13 protein-coding genes and 1 pseudogene are annotated in these 12,756 nt (G+C 45.8%); 2 read left to right on the plus strand and 12 right to left on the minus strand.

The genetic code is table 11. From position 1 onward, the window contains the following. Window positions 1-52: 52 nt before the first annotated feature. Complete coding sequence (locus ABEW73_RS00770; protein WP_430172681.1) at window positions 53-1,321, minus strand: LamG-like jellyroll fold domain-containing protein; 1,269 nt, start codon at window positions 1,319-1,321, stop codon at window positions 53-55. 148 nt (window positions 1,322-1,469) lie between these two features. Next, complete coding sequence (locus tag ABEW73_RS00775; protein ID WP_430172679.1) at window positions 1,470-1,865, minus strand: hypothetical protein; 396 nt, start codon at window positions 1,863-1,865, stop codon at window positions 1,470-1,472. A gap of 48 nt (window positions 1,866-1,913) precedes the next feature. On the opposite strand from ABEW73_RS00775, the gene ABEW73_RS00780 reads away from it, so the two are divergent. Further along, the gene (locus ABEW73_RS00780) at window positions 1,914-3,398 is read left to right on the plus strand and encodes an endonuclease/exonuclease/phosphatase family protein (protein ID WP_430172677.1); all 1,485 of its coding nucleotides are present in this window, start codon (window positions 1,914-1,916) and stop codon (window positions 3,396-3,398) included. A gap of 54 nt (window positions 3,399-3,452) precedes the next feature. Here ABEW73_RS00780 and ABEW73_RS00785 read toward each other — a convergent pair whose 3' ends face one another. Both ABEW73_RS00785 and ABEW73_RS00790 read right to left on the minus strand, forming a co-directional pair. After that, on the minus strand, window positions 3,453-3,926 hold the full coding sequence (locus ABEW73_RS00785; RefSeq protein ID WP_430172675.1) for a DinB family protein: 474 nt from the start codon (window positions 3,924-3,926) through the stop codon (window positions 3,453-3,455). A 40-nt stretch (window positions 3,927-3,966) separates the two neighbouring features. Continuing rightward, window positions 3,967-4,644 (minus strand): class I SAM-dependent methyltransferase, encoded by a 678-nt coding sequence (locus ABEW73_RS00790; protein WP_430172673.1) that lies wholly within the window; start codon window positions 4,642-4,644, stop codon window positions 3,967-3,969. 371 nt (window positions 4,645-5,015) lie between these two features. On the opposite strand from ABEW73_RS00790, the gene ABEW73_RS00795 reads away from it, so the two are divergent. After that, window positions 5,016-6,224 carry an S-layer homology domain-containing protein gene (locus ABEW73_RS00795; RefSeq protein ID WP_430172671.1) on the plus strand — a complete coding sequence of 403 codons (1,209 nt, stop codon included), beginning with the start codon at window positions 5,016-5,018 and terminating at the stop codon, window positions 6,222-6,224. Window positions 6,225-6,380: 156 nt separating this feature from the next. Here ABEW73_RS00795 and ABEW73_RS00800 read toward each other — a convergent pair whose 3' ends face one another. The 8 genes and pseudogenes from ABEW73_RS00800 to ABEW73_RS00835 all read right to left on the minus strand — a co-directional run bounded on the left by ABEW73_RS00800 (window position 6,381) and on the right by ABEW73_RS00835 (window position 12,751). Continuing rightward, window positions 6,381-6,755: an NUDIX domain-containing protein gene (locus ABEW73_RS00800; protein WP_430172669.1), complete on the minus strand. Its 375-nt coding sequence runs from the start codon at window positions 6,753-6,755 to the stop codon at window positions 6,381-6,383. Between the two features lie 39 nt (window positions 6,756-6,794). Then, complete coding sequence (locus ABEW73_RS00805; RefSeq protein ID WP_430172667.1) at window positions 6,795-7,238, minus strand: GNAT family N-acetyltransferase; 444 nt, start codon at window positions 7,236-7,238, stop codon at window positions 6,795-6,797. 28 nt (window positions 7,239-7,266) lie between these two features. Beyond that, the gene (locus tag ABEW73_RS00810) at window positions 7,267-8,148 is read right to left on the minus strand and encodes a GNAT family N-acetyltransferase (RefSeq protein WP_430172665.1); all 882 of its coding nucleotides are present in this window, start codon (window positions 8,146-8,148) and stop codon (window positions 7,267-7,269) included. A 29-nt stretch (window positions 8,149-8,177) separates the two neighbouring features. After that, entirely contained in the window at window positions 8,178-8,666 is a 489-nt protein-coding gene (locus ABEW73_RS00815; protein ID WP_430172940.1) for a GNAT family N-acetyltransferase, read from the minus strand. Beyond that, window positions 8,658-9,107 (minus strand): annotated as a pseudogene (locus ABEW73_RS00820) (GNAT family N-acetyltransferase); the annotation flags it as partial. The gene ABEW73_RS00815 and the pseudogene ABEW73_RS00820, both read right to left, overlap by 9 nt. A gap of 938 nt (window positions 9,108-10,045) precedes the next feature. Further along, complete coding sequence (locus ABEW73_RS00825) at window positions 10,046-10,477, minus strand: STAS/SEC14 domain-containing protein (RefSeq protein ID WP_430172938.1); 432 nt, start codon at window positions 10,475-10,477, stop codon at window positions 10,046-10,048. Between the two features lie 303 nt (window positions 10,478-10,780). Further along, the gene (locus ABEW73_RS00830) at window positions 10,781-11,470 is read right to left on the minus strand and encodes a stalk domain-containing protein (RefSeq protein ID WP_430172663.1); all 690 of its coding nucleotides are present in this window, start codon (window positions 11,468-11,470) and stop codon (window positions 10,781-10,783) included. 72 nt (window positions 11,471-11,542) lie between these two features. Next, entirely contained in the window at window positions 11,543-12,751 is a 1,209-nt protein-coding gene (locus ABEW73_RS00835; protein WP_430172661.1) for a WD40 repeat domain-containing protein, read from the minus strand. Window positions 12,752-12,756: the final 5 nt, after the last annotated feature.

The raw sequence follows: 12,756 nt of genomic DNA on the forward strand, positions 1-12,756 counted from the left end.
TCATTCTACCGTTAACGCACATTACGCGCAATCCAACCATGTCGTTGAAACTTCAAAACGGATGAATACCCTTCTCACGCATAATGATCCAGGCTTGTCCAAAAGGATCCGAAAAATCCAGAAACCATGCGAAGCCTTCGTCCCGAATCTGCTCAACTCTCGCGCCAGCCGAAGATAAATAGGAACGCAGTTCTTCAATGTCCCGATTGGTTTTGAATATAAACGAGGCCTCTTGTCCAGATTCCGGCTCCCTTGCTTTCACGCACTCCAACAACAAATTCGGGCTGTTATACAACGTCAACATATAGAAGCCCTCTTCCTGCATTAATATGTTGAATCCTAAATTCCGGGTATACCAGTCAGCCGCTGCGTCAATGGTATCTTTTGTAAAGATCATACGGATGTCGTCCAATCCCTCCAGAACCGGAATGGGTTCCTCCACAGATTCCACCTGTGGCATTGGAGCCGGCTTATAACCACCTTCAAGATGGAGAGCTTCAATCTCGCAATCCTCAAGGATACGATGATAGATCCGCAGGTCGTCGATACGCCCCTGGAAAAAGAAATACGGTTCATCGGTTGATTTTCTGCCTATATACATCGGTTCTTCATGGTATGGTGTAAAACTGCCTGAACGCTCAGCAACGAGACGACCATTTACATACATTCGGTATCGGGATTCCTCGTAAGTCATGGTCACATGATACCAGTGTTCCTTCACGATCTTGGAGTTCATCGATAGATCCGGTTCTCTCAGGAAACCATGGAGCGTAATATACTCATCCTTCGTGCTAAGCTGCAACGCCCGGTTCTGGTGGTGGCCATCTTGCGAAACAATTGCGCTATGCCATCCTCGGAGGATCTTGTGCGTATCATAATAACACCATACGGATATTGAAAAAGCATCATTAGAAAGAATAGGCGGTTGATCGATCCGGACGTAATGATTTCTGCCATCTAACGCTAAAGCCCCGCCCTTCCGACCAAAGCGGTCGATGCCATATTTTCCGCCTTCAAGCCGTCCATGTCGTCCCTCTCCGCTGCTGTCTCGTACATCACCATCGAACAAATACTCCAGTACGAGGCCTTTCCGTAAATCGATGTTATGGACAGTCCTGCCAAAAATCTCATCAATCGTGACTCCGAATACATCTGCCAGCATCGGAATTAGTAAAATATCCGGGCAGGATTGCCCATTCTCCCATTTACTCACGGCCTGATAACTGACACCCAATCTGTTAGCCAATTGCTCCTGTGTGATGCCGAGCTGTTTTCGCAGCCTGCCGATATTGTTGCTAATTACGCTGTTCGCCTGATTCATCAATCAAGACACCACGCTTTCCATGAGATGCTTCAACTATACACAACAGCATAACGAAAAAACATAACGAAGAAGTAGAGTAAGCTAACAGATACTCAACCTCTAGTTGAGTATCTGTATTGTCCGTCTTAACGTTAGCAAACGGTCCTTAGATCGTAACTATTGCATTATCAATACACCCTTCTTTTCCGTGTAGCTCTTCAAGCCATGAGATAAGCCCCATTTTGCTGATGTAGATTTCGCTTTGCACCACAATATAAGGAAACGGCAAGCCCTCTGAAGCTCCCTGCCCTCTTAGCGCATTCTCGGATGAGATGATATTCTTCACCTGAGACTCGGTAAGGTTCAAGAATTCCGCAGTTTGTTCTAGAGTCATTAACGGACTTTCAGATTGCACCCAGTAGGCTTCATCCGTAACAGCTGGAACAGCCGAATATCCAAAACGAAAGCAAAAACCTAAAAAATTGTAAATACGCAACCAGCTAAAAATAAGATATGATATGGGCAAATCAGGAAGGGAGGACAGGTTAAACCTATTTAACATCCACTTTAGAAGGAACATCATCTTGCACATGACGAAGGAGGAGTTTTAATGAGAATTCCCAAAATCACCAGCCTGTTTATGATGCTTACAGTTCTGACGACAGCGTCGCTATCCGCTTCGAGCGAACTGGCAAGTGCGGCTGAAGCATCTTCGGGGCCTTTGCGCGTGATGAGCTTCAACCTGCGTTATGCCGCCAATGACAGTCAACCTTGGGAGAACCGTCGCCCTGTTACGAAGAACCTGATTCTGGAGCATAAACCGGACGTCATCGGCACGCAGGAAGGGCTTCACCGGCAAATTGTTGATCTGGAGAACGATCTGCCAGGATATGATCGGATTGGAGTCGGACGTGAGGGTGGGAACTTAGGTGAGTACATGGCGATTTTTTATAATACGCAGCGGCTGAAGCCCTTGGAGCAGTCTCACTTTTGGCTGTCCGATACGCCGCAGACGATTAGCTCCGCCAGCTGGGGTAACCAGATTCCGCGGATGGCAACCTGGGTTCGATTTCAGGATCTTCAGAATGGCAAAACCTTTTATATGGTCAACACGCATCTGGATCACCAATCCGAGGCTTCCCGGCAGAAGAGCGCCGCACTCATTGTCGACAAGATGAAGGCCTTTGCCTCGGATATCCCCGTGGTCGTAACCGGCGATTTCAATACCGTTCCGGGAAGCGATACGTATTCGATTTTCACAAGTAACGGCCTGTCGGATGCACATGTCACCGCCAAAAAACACACCAACGATGACCTCGGAACCTTCCATAATTACAAGGACCCTTCAGGCGGCGGCAGCGGAAACCGGATCGACTGGATTCTGCACAGCCAGGGCTGGAATGTCCTGCACAGTGAAATTATCAACTATCATGAAGACGGCCAATATCCGAGCGATCATTATCCCGTCATGATGGAAGGCACGCTGCAAAAGTCAAACAAAACCACCGAGGAAACCGTGCCCAAGCTGCCCTTGACCACGGCTCTGCACATCACTGAGGTCGTCGCTAACTCGAACGAGCAAGGGAATTACAATTATGTGGAGATCTACAATCCGAATGACCGAGAGATCGATCTGGAAGGGTATCAAATCTACTACTATTACGACCCTGCCCTTCCGTTCGACAAATCCAAGTCCAATCGCTGGACCATTACGAAGGATCGCTACAGCACCGACACCATCATCCGCCCGAATGAAACCAAGGTGATCTGGATCAAGAAGCAGCCCTGCTGTTATGACCTGAGTATGGAGCAGTTCCTTGCCAACTATAACGTCCCTGGAGATGAGCTCTCGCCTTCTCAACTGCTGGCCGTCTTCACGCCGGGCAACAATCAGGGCCTGAACGGAACCGCTACCAGCGGACGCGCATTGGGTATTTCATCGCCATCCGGGACGCATCTTATAGGTATCCAGTTCAATAATGGGCAGCTAGATGTGGGAGTCAACGAATCGATCACGTATGGAGAGTCCGAGCCGCTGACGAGCATGATGCAGAAAAAAGAAACTCACCAGGTCCCTTCTCCAGGTCAACCGTAAAATAAAAAGTCCCCCTTGATCGCTGAAGATGCCATCTAAGGGGGACTTACTTTATTAAATCGATGTGGATTTATACTGAACCGCCAAACACTGCTTCGCGATGTAAAAAATCTGACCCATATGCTCCGAATAATGCGTGGCGCATTGATGCAGTGTGTCGAGGTTGCTGCGTTCTTTACCGCGTACTGATTGAACTTGTTCAAAGTCCTCGCCAGACATGGATTTTACCGTATCGATCAGGAACTGAAACCGATTCTTCACGATCTGAATCAGATCATCCCGGCTGACAAAAACCTGCGTCAACTCTTCCTCCCGGTTCCGCGTAACATCTTGATGCAGAATCCCCTTCATGACCCGCTCTTGTATGTTGCCTTCGATGTGCCTGATCAACGTCGATATGCTCAGACTCGAATGGTTGGGCCGCCAATTGACTTGCTCATCGTTTAACTGCACCAGCACTTTTAAGGTACGGCTGCGGATGTTTTCAAATTTGTCCTCCAGCCACTTCCGGTTGAACTCATGATCCATATCGCAACACTCCTTTTTTGGTATGATAAACGATTTGATGTCACGCCTTCATCGCTTTCCAGATATATTTATGTTCATAAACCCCAAGCTGTCCGTTGATCTGATTCTCTCGTATCTTGGCTTCCAGCTCCCCCTTCATCTCCGGCAAGGTGAAGTCAGGATTCCCTGGCGTATCCGACAGATAAAATGCAAATTCGCGTGCATTCGGGAAGTAACTAATCGCTTCATTATACTCCTCAATCTCGACATTCATGTAGCCATTCTCTGACAATCGCCTTCGAACGGCAGTCACAGCATTATGTATGCCGATGATGGTGCCGCCTGAAGCTAATATCCTGGGATGTTCCAGGATCGAGGTGGGTCCTCTGCGGTCATAGATGAGATCAAACTGACCATCTTGAAAGGGCATCTCGGTCTTCGTTGTGGCATACACAAATTCCACATTCCGGGTTCCGCTACTCTCGAGTAAGGATTGGGAGATTCCGATCATCTCCGCGGAGTTGTCAAAACCAATGATATTCTCAGCATGCCTGGACATCCGGAGCGTGAACTCGCCATGCCCGCAGCCTGCGTCCAGCACCGAATGAAACTGCGGCAGCATCTCCACTAACCGCTCCTCAAACACCTCTTCCGCCGATCTCCCGACTACGGTACACACCGCTCTTCCTTTGTAGCCGCCATTCCTGCGTGCGACCATGTCATACCAATCGATTCCCATACGTTTCCTCCTCCGTGATAGGCTGCATTACATTCACCATCCAAGATAGCAGAAACCTGTTGTTACATGATCTTGTGGGAAGCCGACAGGTACCCATTCAACCGATATATATCTAATGACTTAAAATATTACCATTTTGTTCCGTAATGTCAACGGTTACATTAAAAAATTCCCCGTCGAAAATCATCCTGTATCATTCGATATCCCCAGCACTCGCCTTCTCAACCCATACGCTTCGGATTTAAGAACAATGCAAACCAACTCTCTTTCAATAGGTAAGGAGGACTAAAAAAACATTGCTTTTGTCATAATTTGTCGTCTACAATGATGGGATATAAATCCAATACATAACTACATACAGGGGGATTCAAATGTTTTTAAGAAAGTGGCGTCAATTATTATCTTTAACCCTTATTTTATCGTTTTGCATGACATCCGTGGCAAGTGCGGCGGAATCTGGTCAAGCCAAGTATGCATGGGCCAATGAGTCCATTGACTTTCTTCGATCCCATGGGGTTTTTGAGAACATGGAGTATCGGACAAAAACCTTGGGCAAGATGGTGACCAAATCCGATCTTACCCTTATGGTTCACCGGTTGTTTACCGATTTCCGGGTCGAAGCCGATAAGAATATCAACATTCCCGGCGTGCCTAAGGGACACCCCTCCTACCAGATTTTTAAGGATGTTTACGGCAGCATACCTTCAGCGCCGAACGGATTAATCGGAGCCGCAGACAGAATCAATTACGACGATGAAACCTTCAAGTATATACCGGAGAAAGTGTTAACACGCTGGGACTTGTTGATTACGCTGAATGCGCTGTTCGATGATATTGGATATTCCTTGGAGTTATCGGACGGTGAGGATATCGCGAGACTGCGGGCGATTAAAGATCTTCCCAAAAGACATTTCAATTCCTACTACCATTATGATAAATGGAAGTATGCCTATCAGCCATTAGCGCCCGAAATCGGGTTGATGCAAGACAAAAGATGGGGGCTTTCCTTAGCCTCCGATCTCGATCACGTCAAAGCCTATGCACTGCTCGGCTTTGCCGAGGCCGGCATCATGAAACCCGATACGAAAGGGTATTTTCGCCCGAATCAAAAGGTAACGTTAGCAGAAACCGCAGTTGTCCTGCATCGAATTTACGACTATTATAGTGGCAGCGACTATGTCCGGGAACCATCGCCGGATGATCTCATTCCGAATGGCACAAGAAACTTTATCTATGCGGGTTCCCCATCAGGACACGGACAAAGTCCGGTTTATGACTTTGCTTTGGTGAATCGCGATGCCTTGCCGGAATTCTATCTGGCCTTGAAGGCTACGGAGAAAATCGACTTGCAGATCAACGTGAACGGGGAGCCATCCTATTATACTTACGAGCAGTTGAGCAACCCTAAGCAGCCTGTTCGAATCTCCTTGAATGGCGCATACTATGCAGAATTCATCCCCATTATCCGAAGCAAGGGTCAAAAAGCAACCGGCGAAAATAACAACATTGAAGTTATGTATTATTACGCTGATAAGTTCCAGGACTTTACCCAAGCCATATGGTATGAACCCAAGTTCTAGTTAAGTTAGCAAAGGGAGTGCACAACTGTTACAAGCAGCAGGCACTCCCTTTTATCGTGGCACAAGACATATCAAGTTCTTAAAATACCCGCCAACCCGTTGTGCAGATCCTCAAATACTGGCCTTTGAACAGAGCTGATATCCTCTAGATCAATCTCATGCAATGGCCTTGAATTCCAACTGCAACGACTCGTTGTTCACATCGCGATGAATAAGTATTCTGCCTTGCTCCTCCGTCTTCCCTTCCAAATCCACCGTGGCGTTAAAAATAAACATAACAAACACGACCTCATTTCCGTCCGGATATCGATACTGCATTCTGGGTCCGCTATAGACCGCATAAAGTTCACTATCGTGGACGACCAGCCCCGTCTCTTCGAGCACTTCCCTTCTCATCGTCTCTTCAACGGACTCTCCGGCCTCCATGCCGCCACCGGGAAGGCCCCAGTTGCCATAGTCCGAGCGTCGCTGGAGCAATATTCGCCCTTGATGATCCCGGATGATGGCGCCGCCAATCACTATGATTTTCATATCAGCATAATCCTCTCCACATACGTATAGGCCAAGGGTTTACAGCATCAGCTTCGCTACGGATTCACCATCCGACCACGGCATGACGCCGATTTCCTCAAAACCCGCTTGGACGTAAAGCTGTCTGGCCCGTTCGTTCTTCGGATCAAAACTTATCATAAGGACATCCGTCCGGTCATGTTTGTTTCGAATTTCTTCGACAATGCATTCCAAAGCCTCTTTACCGTAACCTTTCCCTTGAAAATTCCCGTCGATCATCAAACGGTAAATCCAGTAGTTCCCGTCATCGGAGTCCAAGCCATACAACGCGAATCCGACCATCTTTTGCTCATCATAAATGACCATCGCTTCAAAATGTTCAAGAAATTGAAACTGGGCAATCGAATACAGATTGGAGGCAATAAAGCCTTCTTGCTCCGGCTTGGCTTTCAGTTTAATGCATTCGGTCCAATTATCCTTATCAATGGGCTGCAGTCTAATCATGTTAAGCTCCTTCGGATGGTTGTTGGTTTTATTCGTTGGTATAGATCATGCTCGTCAGTTCATCTCCTGGTAAGAACCCCAGCTTCGTATATAAAAGCTCAGCTCTATTCCCCGTAGTTACAAACAATCGTAGGACGTCATAATAGCGGTCTAATTTGCTTATGGCTTTTCGTAACATATACTCGGCCAATCCCTTCCCCCTATAGGCAGGAGCAACAGCAATTTCATAAATTAACGGTAGGTCCTCCCAGAGGGATACGAAACATACACCCACAATTTCATTCGATTGTTGATCGACTATAGTTGAAGAAGCATCTAATAGAATATCAATTGAATTATTCTCAAAATAATAAAGTATGTCCTGGGTAAAAGCCTCACCATCACGGTCATCGATACGATTACGATAGGCATCCATCATCAGTCGGGTTATTTGCACCAATTCACCTGGTTCTGGTTGTTCACGCCTAAATTGATCGACAAGTAAGGGGCTGTGTGTATCCGCTGTGGGTCGAATCATGCATTTTCTTGCTTGCTCGGGTTTAAAGCCTTCTGCCACGAACGCTGCCATATGTTCAGGTAGAACGTTGTACGCATGTATTCTAGTGATTCCAGTTATATTATCCAAAATATAATTCTTCAAATAAGCCGCAATCGGTTGCGAAAAACCAAAGGGAGGAATAAAAAACAGGGATCCCAGGGTATTCTCCGATATTGATATTCCTGCTATTCTTATACCGTCAGACAAGATCCAGTAGCAGTCGTCCGCATCCGCCATCATCTGCTGCACATGCTGCCAACTCGGTCTGAACCAAACGTTCTTCCGATATGTTGCAAAATACCTGGAATAGAGGACAGACTCTGCTCTAACTAATGAATATACCGGATGGATATGCTGCTGCGCCTCTCCCATTATCTATAGCTCCCTTTCTCGACTAAGACTTAACTTTCCATGACCAATCTTTTTAGTAAGTAATAATGCTGATGCCCCCTTGGGGCATCGTCGATACGTGCAATCTCTTGAAATCCATGTTTTCGGTAGAATTCCGGCGCTTGAAAGCTGAAGGTATTAAGCTTGATGAAGGTACATTTCTTTTCTCTCGCTATCCTCTCGATCTCCTGTAATAATCTCGAACCGTATCCCCGCCCCCGGAATCGGTCATCCACCCACAGAATATCGACCTCAATCCAATTCCAGCAAAACACGCTATTGATCCCGCCTACGATATCACCATTCTCATCTTTTATATGTAAGTTGATCTCCTCATAATTCTGCTGTAAATCTTCTGCGATATGCTGTGCATTAAATTTGATCAGGTTCGTCCGTACCGAATGCGCTTCTTCAGGACTGCTTTGATTGATGTTAATCTGCGACAATGAGTCACTCCCCTTTCTCCGTTCTTCTTGGTTTGATTGAACCTTCAGCTTCATAACTTCCTCATCGCCAAACCAGTTTCCCGTTTCCATAAAACCTAGATTGCTGTACAAATTTTTCGCTATCCGGTTATCCTTATGCACGGTCAGGCATATTTCTTCACATTGCGGAAATTGGCTTTGGATCCATGCAATCATCTGGAGTAAAGCTGCTTTGCCATATCCCTTACCCTGTTCTCTTGCATCTATTAAAAAGCCGTTAATCCAATACACATCGGTTGTATTCATCTCATATGCATGCATGATAAATCCAACCATTCGGTTCCCGTCGTATATCGCAAAGGGAATATATTCGACTTCATCACCATCCGGTTTGATGTAGATCTTGGCTAGAGATACAGCTACCGCTGGCACAAACCCATGCTGTTGATCCGAAACCTGCAATGCCAATGCTTCTTCCCAGTTCTTTCGATTGATCGGTTTTAACTCCATGTCCATATCATTGTCCTCCCTTCCATATCGGTATGAATCGATACCCCTATACGACTTAACTCATCCTCTAGCTGCGTCATGTTCGGGTATTGGATCGTGCTCGTCGAAATATCTAATTCAACGCCGTTCGAGAATATAATGCGACAAAGCGGCGCAGTAAAACAATCTTAATAGGCTTCGATTTTATCGATTTGCCAAGAAGGTATAGCAGGTTCATCCTCAATATTCAAAAGTGCCGATATATCGGCTCGTTCGATTGTTCTCATACTTCCCTCTTCTATTTCCCGTCCTTAACACAACTTAACCAAATAGTACCATATAGAGATGAAATATTCCTGGAATTAAACGACTTTAGTTAAACTCTTCCAAGATTTTCATAAGATTCACACTATAGTTCCCCTTTCGTCAATTTGGGTTGTAACCGACTTTGTAAAACTCCGCCTTTTGCTTTGCACACTTCACATCGGTATATCATTTAATATACTGACTCTACTATAGTAAAAGAGGTGAATTGAATGGGTCGTGTCACTGCTGTTCCTCAACCGGATTTAGTATTAATCAGCTGGTCAAAAAACCCTCTTGTTACGGGCTCCGCGCGTAGAATCGTTGCTGCCCGTGTCATTGGCAATGCTTCTCCCTGCCGAGCTGATTTGACGCCGAATGCACTGTTAAGAACCGCCTTAGCCTGCTTACTGGATCATGATGTAGGTTTCAAAATCGTATTCCGCCAAAGAACATCCAACATTAGCGGATACCTATTATTGCAGCGTAATTAATAGATTTGGGAAGGAGCAGCGATCATGCTGCTTCTTTTTTTAGCTCTTTTCATTAATATTGTTGCAAACAAGATATTAGAAGCTTGCAAGTATGTCAATTTCACAACAACAGTAAAGCTGCGGGCATAAGAAAACCAGTTGTTGAGAGCAACTGGTTCAGTAAAGTTCTTATCTTGGATAGTTCTTTAACCACTTGAATGCTTGTTCATAATTATCAAAAAATTTAACGGATTCTTTTGTGTTGGATTGCTGTAAGTAATTCATGATCTCCCCTTCTTCAAGAAGAAACGCAATTGCCTTGCTATGATTCAGAATGGTTTCATTGAAGAACTTATCTTTCCATGCTTTTTGAACGGAGAAGTGGTTTGGGGTATATCCTTTTCTATCTACCAATAATTTGTATTTCAGACCTTCACCAATAAACTGCTGACATGACTTTTCAAAACCATTAAACCATTCAATAACGTCATCAGTGTTTATCTTCCATATCAGACGAGTAACAATCAAATCTCCTGCAACTGTAGTGCTAATATTCTTATCAATCAAAGTGGAATCATCTCCCTTAGTATCTATTATGCGTAAACTTGCTATAAAATCAATGTAAACAAAAACTGCTCTGCCACTGAAGCAACACTATTTACGAAATGAGTCTATTTTATTTACGAGTTCCGATACAAGTTATCAGTCTCATACCATCCATATATTTACAGAACGGAAATCATCTAACCATTTCACAACGTACCATGTATTACCAGATTAGATTGCCCAGGAAATATCACAGCACAGGTTGCTTCTAAAAATGAAAAAGCTCGCAGGATATTTCTATCACCTGCAAGCTTCCTCGTAACCGCTATTCGCCTTTTTCATATCTAAGCCATATCTCTATCGCTTTTGTCTCTATACTTATTTTAATAGGGCAACACTTACAGCAACCTTCTCCAGCTGTGCTTTGCTTAAGGAATGATCCGGTGAGCTGATCGTCACGAAGCGGTCATTGATCTGAAATCCCAGCATGTCCGTATCATCCGGTGTATACCATTTCGCTTTAACCCCATTGGACAAAGTAACCGGTTTGCTGTCATATCCGTGAGCGTAGTCTCTTGGGGAAATGTATACCGTCATATGTTTGAAGACCATGTTGACTCCATCTCCCGAAGCACCCGTCTTTTGATACACATCGCCTTTTACCATCTGACTTGGTGCATACGGTGCTTGGAAACCATCAAATTTAGAGAATGCATTTTTGATTTCTTTTAATTGAGCATCGCTATATTTCACTGTGGTTAACTCGATCGTCTGACCGTTTCCAGGATTACTTCCGATCAGCACCTGATGATTCTTCGCGTCGTATTGCACGGGTACATCCAGTACATCCGCAATCGCGCGAACCGGCAAGTACGTCGTGTTCTGATACGTGATCGGAGTCAATTTCTTGCCCGTATTATACACGGCACCGTCCACTTTGAAGCCGATGCTGTGATTCAGGTAAGCCGAGATTTTCTCCAGATTGGCTCCCGCATAGACACCTGCCGCTCCCGTTAACGTCATTCCCAGCACGGCAATTGCCACGATTGATTTTTTTAATGATTTCATTTTATCCATTCCTCTCGTTATCTCACCAACATCACTAAGTCGATGAGTAATATGATGAAGCTCGATATAACCCTATTTAAAATCCATCACATACGTCGCAATTAAAGCTTCTTTATCATCAATCGTAATCCCCAGTCTTTTTCCAGTTGGACTCCAAGTCAGAGGATAGACAGGATGGGCGGCAGGATGCACCGCAGAATAATAGGGCGCCATCCAGCTTACCTTCCCCGATGAGGTATCAAACACGTACACTCCGTTCATCCCGCTCTCATTCTCCGAATACACATCGAAGGCTAATCTGGCGGAATCCGGCGACCAGGACAAGTACGAGATCAGATTGCCTTTTCCGATAAGAGAACCTTGCAAACTGCCGGCAGCGTCATAGATCAGCAATTTGCTGCTCTCGTCCCCTCCTGTGTTGGTCGCTGTCGCAACGGCAATGTATTCGCTGTCCGGGGAAATCGCAAAGTTCCATACATTTTCAATGAGATGTATCGGCTTCGACTGTCCGGGTTCAACGACCTTAAGCACCTGATTCACATCGGTATAATAGATCCGGCCCTTACTCGCTCCGAATTGGTTGTAAAGTTCAACATCCTCATCCTCAATGGCTATGGTGGTATAAGTGCCGTCCGTGGAAATGAGTCGAATATCGCCTTTGCCACTCATGGAGCCTGCTGCGAGAACATAGGTGTCGGAATCCAGCCACCCCCCAATCTCCATGTAATTGTCACCCTTAACCGGAATGCTCTTGCCTGTACTCAAATCCTTCAGGAAATTGTCAGCCGTGTACTTATCCCTCCATTTCTGAATAAAGCTATATTTACCGTCTGGCGAGATCTCTTCTTTGACAAGCTGTTCGCCTGGATGCGACTCTTCATGATTCGTGAGCTCACGCCGCTCACCTGTGCTTACGTTCACTGCTTCGGTGGTATACGCATATTGCGGTTCTTCCGTTTCGGTCGCTTCCTTGATCAGCTGGGTTGTTAGCACCTTGACCTCATTCTCCGACAGCCATGCCTCAATGTTGGACGAGGCGATCCGGTGAGTCTGATTCACGACCACTTCCTGACTGGATTGCCCACTCGCCCCTTCCACAACCGTGAGTTTGCGCTCCCCAGATGCCGTCTCTCCAGCATTCGATACAGGGGGCTGGCCGGTTTGACTGCTGCCTGGCTCCACAATCGTCAACCGATCCTGGGACTGGCAGGCCGTGAGGGCTGCAGCAACAGCAACAACAAACAGCAACTTGAATCCATGCTTATCTAGTCTGTTTTTCATAACAG

It is taken from the genome of Paenibacillus lautus, from assembly GCF_050482385.1.
GTDB classification, from domain to species: domain Bacteria; phylum Bacillota; class Bacilli; order Paenibacillales; family Paenibacillaceae; genus Paenibacillus_AQ; species Paenibacillus_AQ lautus_B.

Coding starts and splice junctions, on each gene's coding strand:
- ABEW73_RS00795 (WP_430172671.1), top strand. CDS start 5,016: ATGTTTTTAAGAAAGTGGCGTCAATTATTATCTTTAACCCTTATTTTA.
- ABEW73_RS00800 (WP_430172669.1), bottom strand. CDS start 6,755: ATGAAAATCATAGTGATTGGCGGCGCCATCATCCGGGATCATCAAGGG.
- ABEW73_RS00770 (WP_430172681.1), bottom strand. CDS start 1,321: ATGAATCAGGCGAACAGCGTAATTAGCAACAATATCGGCAGGCTGCGA.
- ABEW73_RS00805 (WP_430172667.1), bottom strand. CDS start 7,238: ATGATTAGACTGCAGCCCATTGATAAGGATAATTGGACCGAATGCATT.
- ABEW73_RS00790 (WP_430172673.1), bottom strand. CDS start 4,644: ATGGGAATCGATTGGTATGACATGGTCGCACGCAGGAATGGCGGCTAC.
- ABEW73_RS00830 (WP_430172663.1), bottom strand. CDS start 11,470: ATGAAATCATTAAAAAAATCAATCGTGGCAATTGCCGTGCTGGGAATG.
- ABEW73_RS00835 (WP_430172661.1), bottom strand. CDS start 12,751: ATGAAAAACAGACTAGATAAGCATGGATTCAAGTTGCTGTTTGTTGTT.
- ABEW73_RS00785 (WP_430172675.1), bottom strand. CDS start 3,926: ATGGATCATGAGTTCAACCGGAAGTGGCTGGAGGACAAATTTGAAAAC.
- ABEW73_RS00815 (WP_430172940.1), bottom strand. CDS start 8,666: ATGAAGCTGAAGGTTCAATCAAACCAAGAAGAACGGAGAAAGGGGAGT.
- ABEW73_RS00780 (WP_430172677.1), top strand. CDS start 1,914: ATGAGAATTCCCAAAATCACCAGCCTGTTTATGATGCTTACAGTTCTG.
- ABEW73_RS00775 (WP_430172679.1), bottom strand. CDS start 1,865: ATGTTAAATAGGTTTAACCTGTCCTCCCTTCCTGATTTGCCCATATCA.
- ABEW73_RS00810 (WP_430172665.1), bottom strand. CDS start 8,148: ATGGGAGAGGCGCAGCAGCATATCCATCCGGTATATTCATTAGTTAGA.